Annotated in this window: 1 protein-coding gene; it reads left to right on the top strand. The window is 33.9% G+C overall.

Annotated elements, in window-relative coordinates; genetic code table 11:
* Positions 1 to 127 precede the first annotated feature (127 nt).
* On the top strand, positions 128 to 345 hold a 218-nt coding region (locus tag PPOP_RS24940), incomplete at its 3' end, for a hypothetical protein (RefSeq protein WP_234399909.1).

Genomic DNA, 345 nt, shown 5'->3' with positions numbered 1-345 from the left:
GAACAATAAAATCTCGCAAGTCCATTCTAAATTAGAACAAGTAAAGCTGTTGCAGAAATCGATGATGACAGGTAAAAATTATTTTACAAAGAAGAATAAGTATTACTACCAATATGAGGATTACAAAATGAACAATCGACAATTCACGTTAAAGTTAGAACAGGCGAGAGAAAATTTCATTGTATCCGTCCGATCCGGAAATGAAACGGAAAAAGCAAAAAAAATAGTTGAAGAATCTAGCTTACAGATAGCCAACTATAGTAATGATTCCTATTTTAAGGTAATGCAGGAGATAGAACAGAGTGAATATCAGCTTGCAGAACAGTCGAAGGAGCTCGAAGAATT

The organism is Paenibacillus popilliae ATCC 14706 (assembly GCF_000315235.1).
GTDB classification, from domain to species: domain Bacteria; phylum Bacillota; class Bacilli; order Paenibacillales; family Paenibacillaceae; genus Paenibacillus_B; species Paenibacillus_B popilliae.
The sequence above is the reverse complement of the archived record's forward strand: the minus strand, read 5'-3'. Positions and strand labels throughout refer to the sequence as shown.